This is a genomic window from Streptomyces swartbergensis, assembly GCF_002148965.1.
GTDB lineage: Bacteria > Actinomycetota > Actinomycetes > Streptomycetales > Streptomycetaceae > Streptomyces > Streptomyces swartbergensis.
Genome location: NZ_NGFN01000034.1, coordinates 20,405 through 37,531 on the forward strand (window position 1 = coordinate 20,405; position 17,127 = coordinate 37,531).

Annotated in this window: 13 protein-coding genes; 6 read left to right on the top strand and 7 right to left on the bottom strand. The window is 71.3% G+C overall.

Features of this window, described 5'->3' with window-relative positions; all coding sequences use genetic code 11:
* Nucleotides 1-53: 53 nt before the first annotated feature.
* Both CA983_RS08525 and CA983_RS08530 read left to right on the top strand, forming a co-directional pair.
* Nucleotides 54-1,718, top strand: a complete 1,665-nt coding sequence (locus tag CA983_RS08525; protein ID WP_086600264.1) for a DHA2 family efflux MFS transporter permease subunit — start codon at nt 54-56, stop codon at nt 1,716-1,718.
* A 40-nt stretch (nt 1,719-1,758) separates the two neighbouring features.
* Nucleotides 1,759-3,279 carry an AAA family ATPase gene (locus tag CA983_RS08530; protein ID WP_086600265.1) on the top strand — a complete coding sequence of 507 codons (1,521 nt, stop codon included), beginning with the start codon at nt 1,759-1,761 and terminating at the stop codon, nt 3,277-3,279.
* A 6-nt stretch (nt 3,280-3,285) separates the two neighbouring features.
* On the opposite strand, the gene CA983_RS08535 is transcribed toward CA983_RS08530, so the two are convergent.
* Together CA983_RS08535 and CA983_RS08540 are read right to left on the bottom strand one after the other, a co-directional pair.
* Entirely contained in the window at nt 3,286-4,194 is a 909-nt protein-coding gene (locus tag CA983_RS08535; RefSeq protein WP_086600266.1) for an aldo/keto reductase, read from the bottom strand.
* Between the two features lies 1 nt (nt 4,195).
* Nucleotides 4,196-5,110, bottom strand: a complete 915-nt coding sequence (locus CA983_RS08540) for an NAD-dependent epimerase/dehydratase family protein (protein ID WP_086600275.1) — start codon at nt 5,108-5,110, stop codon at nt 4,196-4,198.
* Between the two features lie 45 nt (nt 5,111-5,155).
* Between CA983_RS08540 and CA983_RS08545 the strand changes: the two genes are divergently transcribed.
* From CA983_RS08545 to CA983_RS08560, 4 genes are all read left to right on the top strand, one after another.
* On the top strand, nt 5,156-5,665 hold the full coding sequence (locus tag CA983_RS08545; RefSeq protein ID WP_244206751.1) for an Lrp/AsnC family transcriptional regulator: 510 nt from the start codon (nt 5,156-5,158) through the stop codon (nt 5,663-5,665).
* Between the two features lie 29 nt (nt 5,666-5,694).
* The gene (locus tag CA983_RS08550; RefSeq protein WP_086600268.1) at nt 5,695-6,108 is read left to right on the top strand and encodes a MerR family transcriptional regulator; all 414 of its coding nucleotides are present in this window, start codon (nt 5,695-5,697) and stop codon (nt 6,106-6,108) included.
* Nucleotides 6,105-6,419 (top strand): thioredoxin family protein, encoded by a 315-nt coding sequence (locus tag CA983_RS08555; RefSeq protein ID WP_086600276.1) that lies wholly within the window; start codon nt 6,105-6,107, stop codon nt 6,417-6,419. Before CA983_RS08550 ends, CA983_RS08555 begins: the two co-directional genes overlap by 4 nt.
* A 134-nt stretch (nt 6,420-6,553) precedes the next feature.
* A complete protein-coding gene (locus tag CA983_RS08560) occupies nt 6,554-8,872 on the top strand; it encodes a HelD family protein (protein WP_086600269.1) in 2,319 nt (772 codons plus the stop codon).
* Between the two features lie 49 nt (nt 8,873-8,921).
* Here the strand turns inward: CA983_RS08560 and CA983_RS08565 are convergent, their stop codons facing one another.
* From CA983_RS08565 to CA983_RS08585, 5 genes are all read right to left on the bottom strand, one after another.
* The gene (locus CA983_RS08565; protein WP_086600270.1) at nt 8,922-9,332 is read right to left on the bottom strand and encodes a hypothetical protein; all 411 of its coding nucleotides are present in this window, start codon (nt 9,330-9,332) and stop codon (nt 8,922-8,924) included.
* Nucleotides 9,333-9,463: 131 nt separating this feature from the next.
* On the bottom strand, nt 9,464-12,337 hold the full coding sequence (gene glgB / locus CA983_RS08570; RefSeq protein ID WP_244206752.1) for a 1,4-alpha-glucan branching enzyme: 2,874 nt from the start codon (nt 12,335-12,337) through the stop codon (nt 9,464-9,466).
* A 31-nt stretch (nt 12,338-12,368) separates the two neighbouring features.
* A complete protein-coding gene (locus tag CA983_RS08575; protein WP_086600271.1) occupies nt 12,369-13,811 on the bottom strand; it encodes a maltokinase N-terminal cap-like domain-containing protein in 1,443 nt (480 codons plus the stop codon).
* 190 nt (nt 13,812-14,001) lie between these two features.
* Nucleotides 14,002-15,702 carry a maltose alpha-D-glucosyltransferase gene (treS, locus tag CA983_RS08580; RefSeq protein ID WP_086600272.1) on the bottom strand — a complete coding sequence of 567 codons (1,701 nt, stop codon included), beginning with the start codon at nt 15,700-15,702 and terminating at the stop codon, nt 14,002-14,004.
* On the bottom strand, nt 15,699-17,127 hold a 1,429-nt coding region (locus tag CA983_RS08585; RefSeq protein WP_086600273.1), incomplete at its 5' end, for an alpha-amylase family glycosyl hydrolase. The genes CA983_RS08585 and treS, both read right to left, overlap by 4 nt.

The window sequence follows — 17,127 nt, forward strand, 5'->3', positions numbered from 1 at the left end:
TCGTTGTGCAAATGCACACTCCTGTGCAAGTCAGTGAGGAAGGCGACCCTGCCATGCGACTCGTCATGACCGAACCGGCCGAGAGGATGGACCGCCCCTACGCCCGGCGCTGGTGGGCGCTCCTCGTGCTCTGCCTGAGCCTGCTGATCATCGTGATGGCGAACACCGCCCTCACCGTCGCCGCGCCCGCCATGACCGAGGACCTGGGCCTGTCCAGCGCCGACCTCCAGTGGGTCATCGACGGCTACACCGTCCCGTACGCCGCGCTGATGCTGCTGCTCGGCGCGATAGGCGACAAGTACAGCCGCCGGGGCGCGCTCGTCCTCGGGCTGGTCGTGTTCGCCGGCGGTGCCGTCTGCGGCTACCTCGCAGGCAGCGCCGACGCGGTGATCGCGGCGCGCGCCGTGATGGGCGCCGGTGCCGCGATGATCATGCCCGCCACGCTGTCCCTGCTCGCGGCGACCTTCCCGCGCGCCGAACGCGCCAAGGCCATCACCCTGTGGACCGCCACGGCCGGACTCGCCATCGCGGCCGGCCCGCTGGTCGCCGGGGCGCTGCTGGAGCACCACGGCTGGTCGTCGACGTTCCTCATCAACGTGCCCATCGCCGCCCTCGCCATCGTCGGCGCGTTCGTCCTCGTGCCGCCGTCCAAGGCCGGCCACCACGGGCGCATCGACTACGGCGGCGGACTGCTGTCGGTGGTGTGGATCGGCGCGCTCGTCTACATGATCATCGAAGGACCGCACTTCGGCTGGGGCGCCAAGGCCGTCACGGCGGCCGTCGTCGCGGGCGTCGCGCTCGTGGCCTTCGTACTCTGGGAGCTGCGCCACCCGCGCCCCGTCCTCGACGTGCGCCGCTTCACCGACCGCGGCTTCGCGGGCTCCAACCTCGCCGTCGCCCTGTTCTTCCTGGCCGTCTTCGGTGCCTTCTACTACCTGACCCAGCACCTCCAGTTCGTCCTCGGCTACGACGCCCTGGACACGGGCCTGCGCATGCTGCCGCTGGCCGGTGCCGTCTTCGTGGGCTCCGCCCTCACCGGCTACCTCACCCCGCGGGTCGGCATGAAGTGGACCGTCACGGCCGGCATGGTCGGCGGTACGGCGGCCCTGGCGCTGCTCACCCAGGTCGACTCCGGGTCGTCGTACGGCGACTTCGTCGCGCCCCTGATCGTGCTCGGCCTCGCGATCGGGCTGGCGCTGTCGCCGTGCACGGACGCGATCATGGGCGCGTTCCCGGAGTCCGAGTTGGGCGTCGGGGGCGCGGTGAACGACACCTCGCTGGAGCTGGGCGGTTCGCTCGGCATCGCCATCCTCGGCTCGCTCCTGGCCACCTCGTACTCCGGGCACCTCTCGGACGCGACGGCCGGCAGCCGGCTCCCCGGCTCCTCTCTGGAGACGGCCCAGGACTCCGTAGGGGCCGGGTACGCCGTGGCGCAGGGCATCGGGGACCGGGCCGGGCAGTTGGCCGAGCAGGCGGCGCACACGAGCGACCCGCAGCAGGCGGAGCGGCTGCGGGCGCAGGCCGGGCAACTGGCCGACGGGGCCCGGCAGATGGCCGACGCCGTGGGGTCCTCCTTCGCGGACGCGGTCGCGCACACGAGTTTGATCGGGGCCGTGATCCTGGGTGTCGGTACCGTGGTCGTGGCCGTGTTGCTGCCGCGTAAGGGGAAGCCCGTGGACGAAGGCGCCGAGGACAGGGAGTTGGAGTCCGTCGGTTAGTTCCGCTCCCCGAGAAGAGGCCTGACGTATGGAGGGACGCATGGGGGAAGCGGGCGAGGTCGAGATCCTGAGCTCGGGCGAGTACCGGGCTCGGTACGGGGCGGAGCGGGAGGCGTCTCCGTTGTCCATGGAGCAGGTCGGTGAGCTGTTCCAGGAGTTCCTGATGGCGGTGGCCCGGCCCGGGCGGCAGGACCGCGACGGTGCTCGTGATCTGTCCGGACGGCTTCGTGAGCATCTGGGGGCCACCTCAGGGGACCGCCCCGTGGTCAAGGTGGCCTATCCCTCCTACGACCTGCCCAACGTGCATCTCGCGCTGGAACGCTGGTTCGCGGGGGAGGGGCGGTCGTTCGAGCTCATCGGCATGCGCGGGGCACAGCACCACGGCGACCTCACGCTCGGCGACATCCTCGAAGCGGCCGACCGGTACGGCCGGTTCACCGTCGGAGCCGTCGACTACGCCCAGCTGCCGGTCTCGCCCGATGCCGAACTCGCCTGTGTCTCCTGCGGTTTCTACCTCGGGGCGGAGGGCGAGGAGCGGTTCGCCGTGCTGCTGCGGGGTCCGCAGGACGAGTACGGGCACAACAAGGTGGAGATCGAGGTGCTGGCCGGGGAGAAGGAGTTCGCCGACCGGCTGCTCGCCGAGATCGACGTGCTCGTGCGCGAACTCAACGTCTTCCGGGGGCAGATCCTGTCCTTCGAGGGCTCGGAGTTCGGCACGGGCCTCGGACCGTTCCGCTTCCACCGCAGGCCCGGACTGACCCGGGACGGCATCGTGCTCCCGGACGGGCTGCTGGAGCGGGTGGAGCGGCAGGTCGTGGGCGTGGCCCGGCGCCGGGAGCAACTGCGCGCGGCCGGCCAGCACCTGCGCCGGGGACTGCTGCTGTACGGCCCGCCCGGCACCGGCAAGACCCACACCATCCGCTACCTCCTGTCCCACCTGCCCGAGTTCACGGTCGTCGTCCTGTCCGGGACGAGCATCGAGGCCATCGGCCCCGCCTGCGCCCTGGCCCGGATGCTCCAGCCCGCGCTGGTCGTCCTGGAGGACTGCGACCTGATCGCCGAGGCCCGCGACTACGGCGGTGGCGAGCAGCCGCTGCTCTTCCAGGTCCTGAACGAGATGGACGGCCTCGGCGACGACGCCGACGTCGCCTTCCTGCTCACCACCAACCGCGCCGACCTGCTGGAGCCGGCCCTCGCCCAGCGCCCCGGGCGCGTCGACCTGGCCGTGGAGATCCCCCTGCCGGACGCGGACGGCCGTGCCCGCCTGCTCGGCCTGTACGGCTCCGGCCTCGGCCTGGACCAGGACATCACCGACGAGGTGGTGGCCCGCACGGAGGGCACGACGGCGTCCTTCACCAAGGAGCTGGTACGCCGGTCCGTCCTGATCGCCGCCGAGCGCGAGTCGCCCCGCACCGAGGCGCGGGACGTCCGCGCCGCCCTCGACGAACTCCTCTCCGACCACGACCGGCTGACCCGGCGACTGCTCGGGGTACGGGGCGTCGGGGACGCGGAGGACGAAGAGGACGAGGAGGGGTGGCAGGGCGACGACTCCTTCGAGTAACCGGCCTCAGGGCCCGGCGGCCTGGGCTGCCTCGGCGGCCTCGTCCAGGCGTGCCCGTTCCTCCGTGCTGAGCGGCAGGTCCGCCGCGGCCGCCGAGTCCCTGGCCGTCTCCGGCCGGCTCGCCCCCGGGATCGGGACGACGGCGGGGGAGCGGACCAGCAGCCAGGCCAGGCCGACCTGCTGGGGGCTGGCACCGCGCTCCGCCGCGACCTCGTGGAAGGCGGCCAGGCGATCCCTGCCCTCCGTGCGCGACGGCCCGTCCAGGGAGCTGCGGGCCAGCCCGCCCAGCGGGCTCCACGGTAGGAACGCCAGCCCCAGTTCCGCGCACAGCCGCAGCTCCGGCTCGCTGTCCCGGACGGCGGGGGAGTACCGGTTCTGGACCGACACCAGCTTCTCGCCGAGGATCTCGCGCGCCCGGCGGATCTGGTCCGCGTCCGTGTTGGACACCCCGGCCAGCCGGATCGTGCCCGCGTCGAGCAGCTCGCGCAGGGCGCCGACCGACTCCTCGAAGGGCACGTCGGGGTCCGGCTTGTGGAGCTGGTAGAGGCCGATCGCCTCCACACCGAGGCGCTTGCGGGAGGCCTCGGCGGCGGCCTTGAGGTGGCGCGGTGAGCCGTTCACCGTCCAGTCGCCGCCGGCCGGGCGGCAACGCCCGCCCTTCGTCGCCACCAGCACGCCGGAGGTGTCACCGCCGTACGTGGCCAGCGCGCGGGCCAGCAGGCGTTCGTTGTGACCGGGCTCCGCGCCGGGCAGATGGTACGAGTCGGCCGTGTCGAGGAGGGTCACGCCCGCGTCGAGCGCGGCGTGCACGGTGGCCAGCGCGCGCTTCTCGTCCGGGCGGCCCTCGATGGACAGCGGCATCGCGCCGAGCCCGATCACGCTCACCCGCAGCCCGCCGAGTGTCCTGTACCGCATGTCAGTCGCCCTTCCCGAGCGTTTCGGCGACGGCACGCGGCAGCCACTGCCGGGCGTCGGTGAAGGTGAAGCCGAGCCGGGCGGCCCGGGCGTTGTCCATGCCGTAGGAGCGGCGGAAGGAGAACGGGGAGACCTCGCCGACCTCGACGGGCCGGAACACCGCCCGGCCGTCCGGGACGTGCGCGGCCACCGCCTCGCACAACTCCTCGGTGGTCAGCGTCCCGTGGGAGGCGGCGTTCACCGGCCCGGTGAAGTCCTCGCCCGCCGCCCAGGCGAGGAAGCGGCCGATCTCCTCGACGTGGACGTAGGTGGCGGGCCGGTTCACCCCGGGGACGGCGATCGGCTCGCCGGTGCGTATCCGCTCGGCGTAGTGGGCGAGCCGCCCGGTGAAGTCGTCGGCTCCGCCCAGCACATGGGCCACCCGCACCGCCGTGTACGGGAACGCCGGGCCGTCGGCCGCGAGGACCGCCTCGGCCTGCCGCTTGCCCTCGCCGTAGTTGGCCTCCAGGAAGGCCGGGTCGTCCCAGGGCAGCCCGAGGTCGACGGTTACCGTGGCCGGGTCGACGGCCTCCTCGCGCACCAGGGCGGGGGAGTCCTCGTACTCGTACACCTCGACCGTGGAGGTCATCACATAGCGGCGGGTGCGGCCGGAGAAGACGCGGCGGGCGAGGGCCGCCTGGCGGGGTGTGTAGCAGACCTGGTCGACGACGACGTCGAAGACGCGCGGGCCGAGCGCGCCGGTCAGGGACCGCTCGTCGTCCCGGTCGGCGATCACGTGCTCCACTCCGGCGGGCGGCGGGGAGGACCCCCGGTTCAGCACGGTGACGCGGTGCCCTTCGGCGAGCAGCCGTGCGATCAGACGCTTTCCGACGTAACGGTTCCCGCCGATGACCAGGACTTCCAGGGCCTTTTCCATGACCATAATTCTCCTGGCGCACATCCACGCCTTGAAGGGGGAACCATGGGAGTTCAGGCCGCTACGCCGAAAGAACCACGGCATCCGCGCACCGCCGCCGACGAAACCTCGGTGGCCTTCGACGCGCTGGACCGGCAGATCCTCCAGCTGCTCCAGACCGACGGCCGGATCAAGCTCAGCGAGCTGGGCCGCCGGGTCCGGCTCAGCCCGGCGGCGGTCACCGAGCGCGTGCGACGACTGGAGGCGGCGGGCGTGATCAGCGGCTACGGCGCCCATGTCGTGCCGGCTCGGCTCGGCTACGGCATCCAGGCGTTCATCCGGGTCGACCCGCACGGCGGCTACACCCTCAAGCACCCCCGGACCCTGGAGCTGATCGAGCGGCCCGAGATCACCGAGGTGCACCACGTGATCGGGGAGGACTGCTGGATCCTCAAGGCCGCCGTCCGGGACACCGTCCACCTGGAGGAGGTGCTGGAGGCGGTCTCCGCGCTGGGCCGCACCACCACGTCGATCGTGCTGACCTCCCCGGTGGAGCGGAAGCCGCTGTTGCCTTGACGTCGGCGTCAAGGACTACGTTCGACCGTATGCGAATCGGCGAGCTGGCCGCACGGGCCGGGACCACGACGCGGACGCTGCGGTACTACGAGTCGCGGGGGCTGCTGCCCGCGCGGCGTGAGGGCAACGGATACCGGATGTACTGCGAGTGCGACCTGAAGCTGCTGGAGCAGATCAGGACGTTGCAGGACTTCGGGTTCGACCTGGAGGAGACGCGTCCCTTCGTGGAGTGCCTGCGGGCCGGGCACCCCGAGGGCGACACATGTCCGGCGTCGCTCGCGGTCTACCGGCGCAAGCTGGACGAACTCGACTCCCTGATCGGTCAGCTGACGGCCGTGCGCGAGACGGTCGCCCGGCAGCTGGCGCGGGCCGAACTGGCCGCCGAGGCGCAGGCTCCGGGAGGCCCGGAGCCTGGTTGCGAGTTGGGGAGGCACACGTGGTGATCGACGTGACGGACGCGGACTTCGAGGCGGAGGTGATCGGCGCGGACCTGCCGGTGCTGGTGGAGTTCACCGCCGACTGGTGTCCGCCCTGCCGGCAGATGGGGCCGGTGCTGAAGGCCCTCGCCTCCGAGGAGGGCGACCGGCTGAAGGTGGTGCAGCTCGACGTGGACTCCAACCCGGAGACCACGAACGCCTACAAGGTGCTGTCGATGCCGACGTTCATGGTGTTCCGCGGCGGCGAGCCCGTGAAGGCGATGGTGGGCGCGCGGGCCAAGCGGCGGCTGCTGGAGGAACTGGCCGACGTGCTGTAGACGACGCGCCCGGAAACGACCCGAAACGAGGAAATCCCCCGAGCAATTGCGCTCGGGGGATTTCCTTGCGTATATTTATCTGTTCGTGACTTCAAGTCGATTGAAGCCACAGTTAAGTTCAGTGAGCAGAGTATATCCGGGCGGGAGCGGAATTGTCAAACACCGAATTTCCGGACGATGAATTGCGGCAGGAGCAGGAATTCATCGACGGGTTGTACGCGCGCGTGGACGCGCTGCGCGGCGATACCGAGACCTCCGTCACGGACGCGCTCGCGCAGGGCAACACGCCCATGCAGGCCAGACTGGAGCGGGACATCCTCGTCGCCGAGCGATCCGGGCTGCTCGCCGCGCTGAACGCGGTGGACGGCTCGCTGTGCTTCGGCCGGATCGACCTCACCTCGGGCGTGACCCACCACATCGGGCGCATCGGCCTGCGCAGGGACGACGCCGACCGCACACCGGTCCTGATCGACTGGCGTGCCGACGTCGCCCGCCCCTTCTACCTCGCCACCGGCCACACCCCGATGGGGCTGCGGCGCCGGCGGCACATCGCCACCGACGGCCGCCGGGTCACCCACCTGCACGACGAGATCCTCGACCTCGGCGACGAGACCCGCACCGGCCACGAGGACCCGTCGGGCGACGCGGTGCTGCTCGCCGCGCTCAACTCCGCGCGCACCGGCCGGATGAGCGACATCGTGCAGACCATCCAGGCCGACCAGGACCGCATCATCCGCGCCCCGCACCGCGGCGTCCTCGTGGTGGAGGGCGGCCCGGGCACCGGCAAGACGGCCGTCGCCCTGCACCGCGCCGCGTATCTGCTGTACGAGCACCGGGAACTGCTCGCCAAGCGGGCGGTGCTGATCGTCGGGCCCAACCCGGCGTTCCTCGGCTACATCGGCGAGGTGCTGCCCTCCCTCGGCGAGACCGGAGTGCTCCTCGCGACCGTCGGCGAGCTGTTCCCCGGCGTGAAGGCGACCGTCACCGACACGCCGGAGGCCGCCGCCGTGAAGGGCCGCGCCGACATGGCCGACGTCCTCGCCGAGGTCGTGCGCAGCCGGCAGGCGCTGCCCGACCCGGTGATCACCATCGAGCACGAGCGCGAGGTGCTCATGCTGGACGACGGCCTCGTCGGCGTCGCCCGCGAGCGCACCCGCGCCGCGAAGCTGCCGCACAACGCGGCCCGCGAGCACTTCGAGGGGCACATCCTCAACACCCTCACCGAGCTGTACGCCGAGCGGATCGGCACCGACCCCTTCGACGGGTCCAGCCTGCTCGACCCCAGCGACATCACCCAGATCCGCGACGACCTCGCCGAGAACCCCGAGGTCTGGGCGGCCGTCGACCAGCTGTGGCCGCTGCTGACCCCGCAGCGGCTCGTCGCCGACTTCCTCGCCGCGCCCGAGGAGTTCCTGCCCGCCGAGGACGCCGCCGCCGTACGCCGCCCGGTGACCCGGCGCTGGACCGTCGCGGACGTGCCGCTGCTCGACGAGGCCGCCGAACTCCTCGGCGAGGACGACCGGCTGGCCCGGGAGCGCGTGCAGCGCGAGCGGGAGCGGCAGATCGCCTACGCGCAGGGCGTGCTGGACGTGTCGTACGCGTCCCGGACGTACGAGTTCGAGGACAAGGAGGAGGACGACCCCGAGTCCTCCGAGGTGCTGTCCGCGCACGACATCATCGACGCCGAGCGGTTCGCCGAACGGCACGAGGAGGACGACCACCGCAGCGCCGCCGAGCGCGCCGCCGCCGACCGCACCTGGGCGTTCGGGCACATCATCGTGGACGAGGCGCAGGAGCTGTCGCCGATGGCGTGGCGGCTGCTGATGCGGCGCAGCCCGACCCGCTCGATGACCCTCGTCGGCGACCCCGCGCAGACCGCGGAGGCGGCCGGTGTCGGCTCCTGGGCGGGCATCCTCGCCCCGTACGTCGAGGACCGCTGGGAGCACACCCGCCTGGGCGTCAACTACCGCACCCCGGCCGAGATCATGGACGTCGCCGCGGCCGTGGTCCGCGCCGAGCAGCCGGAGTTCGAGCCGCCCAGCTCGGTCCGCTCCACCGGCGTACGCCCTTGGGCGCGGGCCACCGACGACCTCCCGGGTGCCGTCGCCAAGGCGGTCGGGGAACTCACCCCGTCCCCCAAGCTCTCGGCTTCGCTCGAGCAGGGAGGTGCCCCCATGGGGCGGCTCGCGGTGATCGCCCCGCGCGACCTCCACCGCGGCCTCGCGGCCCGGCTGGACGGCGTGACGGCGGGCGCCGAACCCGACCTCACCCGGTCGGTCGTCCTCCTCGACCCGCGCCAGGCCAAGGGCCTGGAGTTCGACTCCGTCCTCGTGGTCGAGCCCGGCCGCTACGGCACGAGCGACCTGTACGTGGCCCTGACCCGGGCCACCCAGCGACTGGGGGTGCTGCACACCGGCGAGCTGCCGAAGGCTCTGGCCGAGCACTTCGGGTAGTCCTGTCCAGGGGTACGCGGCCCGCAGCGCCGAAAGACGCGGGCCGCGCCTACCGCAGCAGCGACGTCGGGTGCCGAAGGGCGTGCCACAGCCCGGTGGCGAGCGGTACGACCGTCAGGGCGAAGAAGACCCAGAACAGGAACTCGGCCCCGGGCGCGAGGTCGTAGACGGTGCCGTCCTCCCACCGGCAGTAGGCGCGCGGCGGAAACGGGGTGGAGACGCCCGACACCCTGCCGCTGCCGATGACGCCCTCCTGATACGGATCCCTGGGGCAGGGAGCCGTATCAGGGAACAGCACGTAGTCGTCCGCGGCCATGATGTACATCCACGTGACGGCGCCGAGCGGAACCGCCCAGAACACCGAGGTCCGCACCCACAGCGGCAGCAGCGGATGGGCCAGCAGCCCGCGCAGCGCGACCCAGCCGACGGCGAGCCCGAGGAAGACCGGGAGCAGAGTCACCCTCTTCCCCGCGGCGGCAGGACCTGAGACGTGAGTGGGGTGGCACAGCGCATGCGGCCACCCCACCAGGCCCGGACCGGACGGGCTGTGACGGAGGCCATACCTCCCGTCACAGCAACGTCACAGGCCGCCTACGCCGGGCGCAGCCACACCGTCGACAGCGGCGGCAGGGTCAGGCGGATGCTCGCCGGGCGGCCGTGCCAGGGCTGGGCCTCCGGCTTGACCGGGTCGGGGTTGGTGACATCGCTGCCGCCGTAGCAGGCGGCGTCGGTGTTGACCGCCTCGTGCCAGGCCGGGACGTCCTCGGGCACGCCCAGGCGGTAGTCCTGGCGGACGACCGGCGCGAAGTTGGACACCGACAGCAGCGGGTTGCCCTCCGGGTCCAGCCTCAGGAACGCCAGGACGTTGTCGTCGGCGGCGTCCCCGACCACCCACTCGAAACCGGCCGGTTCGGTGTCCAGCCGCCACAGCGCCGGAGTAGCGCGGTAGACGGTGTTGAGGTCGCGGACCAGGTCACGCACGCCCCGGTGTTCCGGCTCGGCCCCGTAGCCCGGGTCGAGGAGCCACCAGTCGGGGCCGTGCGCCTCGGACCACTCGGCGCCCTGGGCGAACTCCTGCCCCATGAACAGCAACTGCTTGCCGGGGTGGGCCCACATGAAGGCCAGGTACGCCCGGTGGTTGGCGCGCTGCTGCCACCAGTCGCCCGGCATCTTCGACACCAGGGAGCCCTTGCCGTGCACGACCTCGTCGTGGGAGATCGGCAGGACGTAGTTCTCGCTGTAGGCATAGACCATCGAGAAGGTCATCTCACCGTGGTGGTACTTGCGGTACACCGGCTCATGGCTCATGTACTGGAGCGAGTCGTGCATCCAGCCCATGTTCCACTTCAGCCCGAACCCGAGCCCGCCGAAGCCGCTCGGGCCCTTGTGGTGGGTGGCCCGGGTGACGCCGTCCCAGGCGGTCGACTCCTCGGCGATCGTGACCACACCGGGCACCCGGCGGTACACCGTCGCGTTCATCTCCTGGAGGAACGCCACCGCGTCCAGGTTCTCCCGTCCGCCGTGCTCGTTGGGCGTCCACTGGCCCGGCTCACGCGAGTAGTCGAGGTAGAGCATCGAGGCGACCGCGTCCACGCGCAGCCCGTCGATGTGGAACTCCTCGCACCAGTACAGGGCGTTCGCGACGAGGAAGTTGCGCACCTCGTTGCGCCCGTAGTCGAACTCCAGCGTGCCCCAGTCGGGGTGCGCGGCCCGCAGCGGATCCGCGTGCTCGTACAGGGGCCGGCCGTCGAACTCGGCCAGCGCCCAGTCGTCGCGCGGGAAGTGCGCGGGCACCCAGTCCATCAGCACACCGATACCGGCCTGGTGCAGCGAGTCGACCAGGAACCGGAAGTCGTCGGGCGTGCCCAGCCGGGCCGTCGGCGCGTAGAAGCCGGTGACCTGGTACCCCCAGGAGCCGCCGAACGGATGCTCGGCGACCGGCATCAGCTCGACGTGCGTGAAGCCGAGGTCCTTCACGTAGCGCGGGAGCTGTTCGGCCAGTTGACGGTAGGTCAGCCCCGGCCGCCAGGACGGCAGGTGCACCTCGTACACGGAGAACGGCGCCTCGTGCGCCGGTGCCTGAGCGCGCCGGGCCAGCCACTCGGCGTCGCCCCACTCGTACCGGGAGGACGTGATGACCGACGAGGTCGCGGGCGGCACCTCCGTGCGGCGGGCGAGCGGGTCGGCGCGCATCGTCTTCGAACCGTCGGGGCGGGTGATCTCGAACTTGTACAGCTCGCCCTCGCCGATGTCCGGCAGGAACAGCTCCCACACGCCCGACGAGCCCAGCGACCGCATGACGTGGCCGGTGCCGTCCCAGAAGTTGAAGGTGCCGGCCACGCGCACGCCGAGCGCGTTCGGCGCCCACACCGAGAACCGGGTGCCGGTCACGCCCTGGTGCGTCATCGGGTGCGCGCCCAGCGCCGTCCACAGCTCCTCGTGCCTGCCCTCGCCGATCAGGTGCAGGTCCAAGTCGCCCAGCGTGGGCAGGAAACGGTAGGCGTCCTCGGTGTCCAGGACCGTCCCCTCGTACTCCACGAGCAGCCGGTACTCCGGGACCTCCCGCAGCGGCAGCAGTCCGGAGAAGAACCCCTCCCCGTCGTCCTGCAGCTCCGCCCGCACCTCACCGGCGACGACGGTCACCGACAGGGCGTACGGCCGGAACGCCCGGAACGCGATCCCGCCGGGCACGGGGTGTGCGCCGAGCACGGAGTGCGGGTTGTGATGCGTGCCGTCGAGCAGCCGGTCCCGGTCCGCCGCGCCGACGGCGGGCGAGACGGCGATCTCCATCTCCGGCGGGACGGTCTGGGCGGAGGCGGCGGTGACTTTCCCCGCGCTGGCTTTCCCCGCGCTGACTTTCCCCGCGGTGGCCTTCTTGGCTGTGGCCTTCTTCGTGGGGGCTTTCTTGGCGGGAGGCTTGGTGGTGGCCGCCTTGGTGGCGGTGGCCTTGGTGGTGGTGGCCTTGGTGGCCGCCGCCTTCGCCGTCGTGGCCTTCTTGGCGACCGCCTTCTTGGTTGTCGCCTTCGTGGCAACGGCCTTCGTGGCAACCGCCTTGGTGGCCGTCGCCTTGGTGGCTGCGGCCTTCTTGGCCGGGGCCTTCTTCGCCGTCGTCTTCTTGGCGGCCGTCTTCTTCGCGGTCGCCTTCTCGGCCGTGGCCTTCGCCGCGGTGGCCGGCTCAGGAGCCGTCTTCTTCGCGACGGCCTTTTTCTCGACGGCCTTCTTCGCGGTCGTCTTCGCCGGGGCCGCCTTCTTGGCCGTGGCCTTCGCCGCGGGTGACTGCGCGGCGGGCGTCTTCTTGGCGGCGGCCTTCTTCGCGGGGACCGTCGCCTTCTTGGCCGCAGCCTGTTTCGGCACCGCCGTCTTCTTCGCGGCACTCTTCTTCTGGGCGGCCGTGGGCTGCTCGGGGATCTTCTCCCCGGCCGTCCCCTTGGGACGGGAACCGCTGGACTCAGGGCGGGGGGTCACGGGCGGAGCCTCCAGGACGCAGGTGGGTCAGTCAGGTCAGGTGGCCGGACGAGGCGAGCCGGTCTATGGCGGCCAGGGGCACCGGCAGCCAGTCTGGGCGGTGCCGGGCCTCGTACACCACCTCGTAGATCGCCTTGTCCGTCTCGTAGGCACGCAGCAGCACCGGGTCGGTGCGCGGATCGAGGCCGGCGGCCTCCGCGTACCCGGAGCAGTAGGCGGACCGGCAGGTCTCGGCCCAGTCCGGCTGCGGCGGATCGGCCGAGCGGGCCGCGTAGTCGAAGGAGCGCAGCATGCCGGCGACGTCCCGCACCGCCGGCTGCGGCATGCGCCGCTCGGCCAGCGGCCGGGCCGGCTCGCCCTCGAAGTCGATCAGCCACCACTCGCCGGCCGGCGAGCGCAGGCACTGCCCGAGGTGCAGATCGCCGTGCACGCGCTGCGCGGTCCAGGTGCGGCCCTCGGCGGCCAGATCGCCCAGCGCCGTGAACGCCGACCGCAGCCCGTCGGCGTACGGCCGCAGCACGGGCACCGCCTGGACGGCCGCCTCCAGCCGCTCGATCATGCCGTCCACCATGAGCTGGAGCTGCATGTGACCGAGCGTGACCGTCGGCAGCGCCCGGGCCAGCGCGGTGTGCACCTCGGCGGTGGCCCGCCCCAGCGCCCGCGCCTCGGCGCCGAAGTCCTCGCCCTTGGCCAGCTCGCGCAGCGCCAGCTCCCAGCCGTCGGAGGCGCCCTGCACGAACGGCTGGAGCACGCCCAGCACATACGGCTGGCCGGCCAGGTCGGCCGGGCCTCCCGAGATCACCGGGTCCGCCGTGGGGTCGACGTCCGCGACCATCCAGGCCGTCGGCGCGGGCACCCGGGGGCAGCCCTCGCGCGCCAGGGCCAGCGGCAGCTCCAGGTCCGGGTTGACCCCGGGCACGATCCGGCGCAACAGCTTGAGGATGAACGTATCTCCGTAGACGATCGACGAGTTGGACTGTTCCGCGGTCACCACGCGCGGCACCAGACCGGAGCGGATGTCCTGGTCGAGGTCCCGCTCGAAGCGGAGCCCGCCGATCCGGGCCTGGGTGCGCAGCGCCTCCAGGAGCAGCTCGGCGGGCCTGCCGTCGTGCAGGGCGTCGTAGGCCGTCCGGCCGGCCAGCGGCCCCGTCGACAGGTGTCCGATCAGCGCGGGCGCCAGCCGAGGCGGCAGCGCCTCGCGCACGCCTATCAGCAGCTGGTAGCAGTCGCCGGGATGGCCGGGCGCGCCATGGGACGGCACGAGCGGCTGATGGGCGCGGACGAGCAGGTGGTACAGGCCGAGCTTGCCGGTGCCCGGGAGCAGCTCGGTGGCCTCGACGAGCGTGAACCCGGTGACCGGGCGCCCCTTGCCCGCGAACCAGCGCTGCCGCGGCAGCCACTCCCGCAGCAGCGGATCGAGGGAGGCAAGAAGGCCGGGCGGGGTGGTGACGGTGCGTGTGACGGCTTCCGACATGGCGTCGCGTCCTTTCACCCATGATTGGTGCGCCTCCGGGGCCTTCAGCAGGTGCCGGCGGCGCCCCTCCGGCTCACGCGGGTRGGCGGGGTGTTACTGATGCGTGCCCCGGGCGGGGCGGGAGAAACGCCCCGCCACGGGGGTTTGCGTCCCGCCCCGCAATTCAGGCCTCGTCAGGCCGTCTCAGGCCTCACAGGGTGTCCCTGCGGAGGCGGAACCAGTAGAAACCGTGACCTGCCAGCGTCAGCAGATACGGCAGCTCGCCGATCGCCGGGAAACGGACCCCGCCGAACAGCTCCACCGGGTGCCGCCCCTCGAAGGCGCTCAGATCCAGCTCCGTGGGCTGCGCGAAACGCGAGAAGTTGTTCACGCACAGCACCAGGTCGTCCTCGTACTCCCGCAGGAACGCCAGCACGGCGGGGTTGGAGGACGGCAGCTCGGTGTACGAGCCGAGGCCGAAGGCCGGGTTCTGCTTGCGGATCTCGATCATGCGGCGGGTCCAGTGCAGCAGCGACGACGGCGAGGCCATGGACGCCTCGACGTTCGTCACCTGGTAGCCGTAGACCGGGTCCATGATCGTGGGCAGGAACAGCCGTCCCGGATCGCACGAGGAGAACCCCGCGTTGCGGTCCGGGGTCCACTGCATCGGCGTGCGCACCGCGTCCCGGTCGCCGAGCCAGATGTTGTCGCCCATGCCGATCTCGTCGCCGTAGTACAGGATCGGCGAGCCCGGCAGCGACAGCAGCAGGGCCGTGAACAGCTCGATCTGGTTGCGGTCGTTGTCCAGCAGCGGGGCGAGCCGGCGCCGGATGCCGATGTTGGCGCGCATCCGCGGGTCCTTGGCGTACTCGGCCCACATGTAGTCGCGCTCTTCGTCGGTGACCATCTCGAGCGTCAGCTCGTCGTGGTTGCGCAGGAAGATGCCCCACTGGCAGCCCGAGGGGATCGCCGGGGTCTTGGCCAGGATCTCGGAGACCGGGTAGCGGGACTCGCGCCGCACCGCCATGAAGATGCGCGGCATCACCGGGAAGTGGAACGCCATGTGGCACTCGTCGCCGCCGCTCGGATAGTCGCCGAAGTAGTCGACGACGTCCTCGGGCCACTGGTTGGCCTCCGCCAGCAGCACGGTGTCCGGATACTGCGCGTCGATCTCCTTGCGCACCCGCTTCAGGAAGTCGTGCGTGGCCGGGAGGTTCTCGCAGTTGGTGCCCTCCTCCTGGTACAGGTACGGCACCGCGTCCAGCCGGAAGCCGTCGATGCCCAGGTCCAGCCAGAACTTCAGCGCGGAGATCATCTCCTCCTGCACGGCCGGGTTCTCGTAGTTGAGGTCCGGCTGGTGCGAGAAGAAGCGGTGCCAGTAGTACTGCTTGCGGACCGGATCGTAGGTCCAGTTGGAGGCCTCGGTGTCGACGAAGATGATCCGCGCGTCCTGGAACTGCTTGTCGTCGTCCGCCCACACGTAGTAGTCGCCGTAGGGCCCGTCGGGGTCCTTCCTCGACTCCTGGAACCACGGGTGCTGGTCGCTGGTGTGGTTCATGACGAAGTCGATGATCACGCGCATGCCGCGCTGGTGGGCGGCGTCGACGAACTCCACGAAGTCGGCCAGGTCACCGAACTCCGGCAGCACGGCGGTGTAGTCGGAGACGTCGTAGCCGCCGTCCCGGAGCGGGGACTTGAAGAACGGCGGCAGCCACAGGCAGTCGACGCCGAGCCACTGGAGGTAGTCGAGCTTGGCGGTCAGGCCCTTCAGGTCACCGACGCCGTCGCCGTTGCTGTCCTGGAACGAGCGGACGAGTACCTCGTAGAAGACGGCGCGCTTGAACCACTCCGGGTCCCGGTCCCTGGCAGGAGTGTCCTCGAAGGTGTCCTGAACGGGTTCGTTGACGATCATGTTGTGGGTGACCCTCCGATCTGCGGGGTGGACGGTCGCAGAACCGAGAAGACATGCGCGGGCCTACGGCCCGGTTCGAGGCGCACATAGTTGGCCCTGCCCCAGTGGTAGGTCTCGCCGGTGAGCTCGTCGCGCACCAGCACCGACTCGTGCCAGTCAAGGCCGAGTTGCGGCATGTCCAACGAGACCGTGGCCTCCTGGGTGTGGTGGGGGTCGAGGTTGGCGACCACCAGAACCGTGTTCGAACCCTTCCGCTTCGAGTAGGCGATCACCGCCTCCTGGTCCGCGTGGTGGAAGTGGAGGTCGCGCAGCTGCTGGAGGGCCGGGTTCTCCCGGCGGATGGTGTTGAGCTTGGTGATCAGCGGGGTGATGGTGCGTCCCTCGCGTTCGGCGGCCTCCCAGTCGCGGCGCCTGAGCTGGTACTTCTCCGAGTCGAGGTACTCCTCGCTGCCCTCTTTGAGCGGGGTGTTCTCGCACAGCTCGTAGCCGGAGTAGATGCCCCAGGCCGGCGAGAGGGTGGCGGCGAGGACGGCCCGGACCTCGAAGGCGGGGCGCCCGCCGTGCTGGAGGTAGGCGTGCAGGATGTCGGGGGTGTTGGCGAAGAAGTTCGGCCGCATGTAGCTCGCGGCCTCCCCCGACAGCTCCGTGAGGTACTCGGTCAGCTCCTCCTTGGAGTTGCGCCAGGTGAAGTAGGTGTAGGACTGCTGGAAGCCGATCTGGGCGAGGGTGTGCATCATCGCCGGGCGGGTGAACGCCTCGGCCAGGAAGATCACATCGGGGTCGGTGCGGTTGATGTCCGCGATGACCCGCTCCCAGAAGACGACCGGCTTGGTGTGSGGGTTGTCCACCCGGAAGATCCGCACCCCGGCGTCCATCCAGTGCCGCAGCACCCGGCAGGTCTCGGCGATCAGGCCGTCCATGTCGGCGTCGAAGGCGATGGGGTAGATGTCCTGGTACTTCTTGGGCGGGTTCTCCGCGTAGGCGATGGTGCCGTCGGGGCGGTGGTGGAACCACTCGGGGTGCTTGTGCACCCAGGGGTGGTCGGGGGAGCACTGCAGCGCGAAGTCCAGCGCGATCTCCAGCCCCAGAGTGCGGGCCTGCTCGACGAACCAGGTGAAGTCCTCCAGGGTGCCCAGATCGGGGTGGACGGCGTCGTGGCCGCCCTCGGGCGAGCCGATCGCCCAGGGCACGCCGACGTCGTCGGGGCCGGGGGAGAGGGTGTTGTTCTTGCCCTTGCGGAAGGTGGTGCCGATGGGGTGGATCGGGGGCAGGTAGACCACGTCGAAGCCCATCGCCGCGATCGCCGGSAGSCGGCGGGCGGCGGTGCGGAAGGTGCCGTGGGGCTGTTGCCGGGTGCCCTCGGAGCGGGGGAAGAACTCGTACCAGGAGCCGTACAGGGCCCGCTCGCGCTCGACGAGGAGGGGC

What these genes read in the sequence shown, in the direction of transcription:
- CA983_RS08550 (WP_086600268.1), top strand. Translation starts at nt 5,695, where the DNA reads ATGCGAATCGGCGAGCTGGCCGCACGGGCCGGGACCACGACGCGGACG.
- CA983_RS08575 (WP_086600271.1), bottom strand. Translation starts at nt 13,811, where the DNA reads ATGTCGGAAGCCGTCACACGCACCGTCACCACCCCGCCCGGCCTTCTT.
- CA983_RS08545 (WP_244206751.1), top strand. Translation starts at nt 5,156, where the DNA reads ATGGGAGTTCAGGCCGCTACGCCGAAAGAACCACGGCATCCGCGCACC.
- CA983_RS08530 (WP_086600265.1), top strand. Translation starts at nt 1,759, where the DNA reads ATGGGGGAAGCGGGCGAGGTCGAGATCCTGAGCTCGGGCGAGTACCGG.
- CA983_RS08525 (WP_086600264.1), top strand. Translation starts at nt 54, where the DNA reads ATGCGACTCGTCATGACCGAACCGGCCGAGAGGATGGACCGCCCCTAC.
- treS (WP_086600272.1), bottom strand. Translation starts at nt 15,702, where the DNA reads ATGATCGTCAACGAACCCGTTCAGGACACCTTCGAGGACACTCCTGCC.
- CA983_RS08540 (WP_086600275.1), bottom strand. Translation starts at nt 5,110, where the DNA reads ATGGAAAAGGCCCTGGAAGTCCTGGTCATCGGCGGGAACCGTTACGTC.
- CA983_RS08535 (WP_086600266.1), bottom strand. Translation starts at nt 4,194, where the DNA reads ATGCGGTACAGGACACTCGGCGGGCTGCGGGTGAGCGTGATCGGGCTC.